Annotated in this window: 1 protein-coding gene; it reads left to right on the top strand. The window is 60.7% G+C overall.

The window, feature by feature from the left end; translation table 11 throughout:
* Window positions 1-132 precede the first annotated feature (132 nt).
* On the top strand, window positions 133-1,315 hold a 1,183-nt coding region (locus AC1DX0_RS35950; RefSeq protein ID WP_477359257.1), incomplete at its 3' end, for a caspase family protein.

Below are 1,315 nucleotides of genomic sequence, written 5' to 3'. Positions count from 1 at the left end.
ATGCCGCAGGGCTAYTATTATTCSTCSGAYGAGGGCGACAAGCTGRTSGGMTGGCAGGTCAACCAGGGCCGCGACCAYGARGGMCGCTTCATCCGCGCCGGGCAGTTGAAGAAATACCTCTGGAGTCCAGAAATGGTGCGCAGGGCGATCATCCTGCGCAGCGCGAAACAGGCGGTCAAGGAGATGCGGCCGGGCGTCGACGACGAGTTGCAGAAACTGTTGCAGCGCAAGCCGCCGGAATTCGGCAYCCGCCTTGCCGACGACCAGAGCAAGGTCCGAGATGGTTATGTCGCCGTCGAGATCACAGGCGCCAAGGAAGCCGGCACCGATGTCGCCGGCTTCTCGATCCTGTCGAACAGCCGCAATGTCGGCGATATTGCCACGCGCTCCGTGGACGGCAACAAGACAACTGTCGAAGTACCGGTCGAGAATGGCGAAAACACCATCCGCATCACCGGCACCAATGAATATGGCTATCTGACGGAGCGCAGCGTGACGGCGCTGGCGAGGAAGGTCGAGAAGGCCGAGGCCAAGGGCAAGCTCTATGTCGCGGTCATCGGCGTCGACAAATATCCGTTCCTGACCGACGCCTGTTCAGGTCATGCCTGCGATTTGCGCTACCCTGTCGATGACGCCACCGAATTCCTCAAAGTGGTTGCACAGAAATCGGCGCCTTTGTTCTCGTCGATGGAGACGCTGGTTCTGGTCAACCGCGAAGCGCTCGACGAGAGCCCCGACAAAGCGCAGCAGACCTACACGGTCGCCAGCGCCGACAACATCATGGAGCCGGACTCGCACACGATCGACGACCAACTCGCCGATTTCCTCGACAAACCCGGCGAGCACGACACCACCATCATCTTCGTCGCCGGTCACGGCATCAACATCGACGAAGACTACTATTTCATCCCGACCGATGGCCGCAAACAGGATGCCGACCGCTGGAAGCGTTCGTCGCTTGTCGACTGGGGTGATATCCAGAAATCGGTCGAGCGGGCCAAGGGCATGCGCTTCATGCTGCTCGACACCTGCCATGCCGCCAACGCCTTCAACCCGCGCCTGGAAAAGGACGCGCAGGACGCGCGCATCGTCGTGTTCTCCGCCACCGCTGCCAACAACACCGCCGCCGAACTGCCGGAACTTGGCCACGGCGTCTTCACCTATTCGATCCTCGAAGGCCTGCGCGGCAAGGCAAGAACCTCGGATGGCGGCGTCACGCTGTTCGGGCTTGCCGATTTCATTTCGCGTGAAGTGGTGCGGCTGACATCGTCGAAGCAGAAACCGTTCTATTATGTCGGCGGCGTGGAGAACATCG

It is taken from the genome of Mesorhizobium sp. P3_A9, from assembly GCF_056402975.1.
Note: the sequence above shows the minus strand (reverse complement) of the source record. Positions and strands in the feature narration are given on the sequence as shown.